This window comes from Kitasatospora sp. NPDC085879, from assembly GCF_040686255.1.
GTDB lineage: Bacteria > Actinomycetota > Actinomycetes > Streptomycetales > Streptomycetaceae > Kitasatospora.
The window spans coordinates 1-2,496 of record NZ_JBFBJZ010000179.1; the positions used below are offsets into that span (position 1 = coordinate 1).

The 2,496-nt window shown below is 72.7% G+C and carries 1 protein-coding gene, 1 tRNA gene and 2 pseudogenes; 3 read left to right on the forward strand and 1 reads right to left on the reverse strand.

The window, feature by feature from the left end; all coding sequences use genetic code 11:
* Positions 1-59, reverse strand: a tRNA-Met gene (locus AB0P35_RS41885).
* A 258-nt stretch (positions 60-317) separates the two neighbouring features.
* Here AB0P35_RS41885 and AB0P35_RS41890 point away from each other — a divergent pair.
* The 3 genes and pseudogenes from AB0P35_RS41890 to AB0P35_RS41900 form a co-directional block, all read left to right on the forward strand.
* Positions 318-722: pseudogene (locus AB0P35_RS41890) on the forward strand (ISL3 family transposase); the annotation flags it as partial.
* A 216-nt stretch (positions 723-938) separates the two neighbouring features.
* The gene (locus tag AB0P35_RS41895; protein WP_095878115.1) at positions 939-1,481 is read left to right on the forward strand and encodes a sigma-70 family RNA polymerase sigma factor; all 543 of its coding nucleotides are present in this window, start codon (positions 939-941) and stop codon (positions 1,479-1,481) included.
* A gap of 2 nt (positions 1,482-1,483) precedes the next feature.
* Positions 1,484-2,496, forward strand: a pseudogene (locus AB0P35_RS41900) (hypothetical protein); the annotation flags it as partial.

Consider the following 2,496-nt stretch of genomic DNA (forward strand, 5'->3'; position numbering starts at 1 on the left):
GACAGGATTTGAACCTGCGACCTCTGGGTTATGAGCCCAGCGAGCTACCGAGCTGCTCCACCCCGCGTCGGTAGGCACGACTGTACGGCACCGCACCTGACCATGGGAAATGCATTCCTGCCGACCGGCTGGTCGAAGAACGGCGAAAGGTCCACCGAGGTGGTTCGGCGGCGGACCCTGGACCGAAGCGGTGCTCGTATGCGGCATGGGCGGCGGCCAAGGGCGGGTGCCATCTCGCCGGCGGCAGCGTCGGCGGGCAGGTTTGGTGATGGCCAGGTTCTTGCCGGTGGCGGGCCACAAGTCGACCCCAGCACCATCGGACGGTGGCGGACGTGCCGGTGGACGGCCGGCGGGTCGTCGTCTCGGCGAGGCTGCGGCGGCTGGTGTGCCCGATGCTCGGCTGCTCGCGGCAGACGTTCCGCGAGCAGGTTCCCGGCGTCGTGGAGCGCTACCAGCGCTGCACTACCCGCCTGGCCGACCAGCTCGGATCCGTGGTGAAGGAGTTATCGGGCCGGGCGGGCGCCCGCCTCTCCCGTGTCCTGGCCTGTTGTATCTCTCGCTCGACCGCCCTGCGCGTGCTCATGCGCCAGGCATTGCCGCCGCCACGCGTTCCGCGTGTGCTCGGCGTCGACGACTTCGCCCTCAGACGCCGGCACCGATACGCGACCGTGCTCATCGACGCCGAGAGCGGCGAGCGGATCGACGTCCTGCCCGACCGCAGTACCCAGACCTCGGCGCCCCACGCGCGCTGGTCGGCGGCGGTCATCCCCCGCCCGGCCAGACAGGGCGTCGTACGCACCCGCACCCATCTGCCATCCCGCAGCGGGACACCGGCCCGGTGCTCCTCCCGGCTCCTCGCGTCGGCCGGCGGGCCCGGTGGTGTTAGATCCGGGGTCGGCCAGACATAAACGGGGTGAGGCGATCGGCGAGGGGTGACGGTGGGGGACCGGGAAGCGTTCCGGAGGGTGTACCGCGAGCACTACGACGCGGTGTACCGCTACATGATCAGGCGGGTCGGTGCCACCGACGCGGCGGACCTGGCCGCGGAGGTCTTCACAGTCGCGTGGCGCCGCATGGACGCGCTGCCCGCCCTGGCGCCGTTGCCCTGGCTCTACGCGGTGGCCCGCAACACGGTCGCCAACCACCGGCGCAAGGCGGGCCGCGCCGAGGACATGGAACGGAGCCTGGCCGTCGAGGCCACCGCCACGGCGCGCGACATCGGCGAGACGGTCACGGAGCGGCACACCGTGCACCGGGCCTGGGCCGCGCTGCGGACCTCGGACCAGGAAGTGCTGGCACTGATCGGCTGGGAGGGCCTGACGGTCCGCGAGGCGGCCCGCGTCCTCGGCTGCTCCGCGCCCGCCTGCTCGGTGCGCCTGATGCGCGCCCGCACTCGACTCGCCCAGGCCCTGGAAACCGCCGACGGCGCCAGAGGGACAACGGAAACCATCGGAAGAGCAAGTTTGGGGGCATCACGGTGAGCATGAGCAGGAGCGTCAGGAAGCTGATGGGCCCCGCCGACCCGGCGGCGGGGGTCGTGTCGGGCGTCGAGGAGGCCGAACACCGGCTGGAGCGGATCCTGCGGGCAGACGCCGCCCCGCCTGCCTCTCGGCCCACACCTGCGCGTGCGGCCTTCCGGCTGCGCCTGGCGGTGGCCGCGGTGGCGCTGGCGGCAGTGGTGTCGGGCGCGGTGGTGGCGTGGCCGGGCGGCACGCCCGCGGCCGTGGCGGCGACCCCGCCACCGCTGGCCTACCATCTGGCCGCGGACGAGGGCCGGCTGGGAGCGGCCGCGGAGCTGGAGAAGATCGCGAGCCGCGCCGAAGCGCTGCCGGATGGGCCGGGCGGTGAGCGTTCGCATCTGAGGTGGCGGCAGTGGGCGCTGTGGACGAGGACGGACTCCGGCGGGTCCTTCTCGAAGGTGGTGCCGGAGGAGTTCGACCTGGTGCGGTCGCCCGGTGGTGCGACGCTGAAGCGCTTCCTCCTTGACGGCGGCCCGGGCTCGGCGACCGAGCAGACCGCGGAGGCGACGATGCGAGGAGCGGTGCCGGAGACCGCGGACGGCCTCAGGGCCTGGCTTCGGATCCGGACGCCGGGGATCGACGAGCCTCTGGGCGCCGCTCAGGCAGTCCACGACCTGGTCACCCAGCGCGTCCTGACGCCCCGGCAGCGTGCCGCGGTCCTGCGGCTGCTGGCCGGCCTGCCCGGCATGACGGTGACCGGGGAGGTGATCGACCGCGCGGGCAGGCCGGGCATCGCCTTCTCCGCGGATTCCGCGGCCGGTGGACTGCCGACCCGCTACACGTTCATTGTCGATCCGCAGTCAGGACAACTCCTCGGCCAAGAGCAGACGCTCACCAAGTCGGCCGGGAAACTGAACGTGCCGGTGCCCTCGGTGATCGAATACGACGCGATCGCGGCCCTCTACCCGCCTCCGCCGACCAGCACCCCTCGGAACCGCACCGGCCCTCTACCCGGAGCCCCGAGGCGCATGACTCC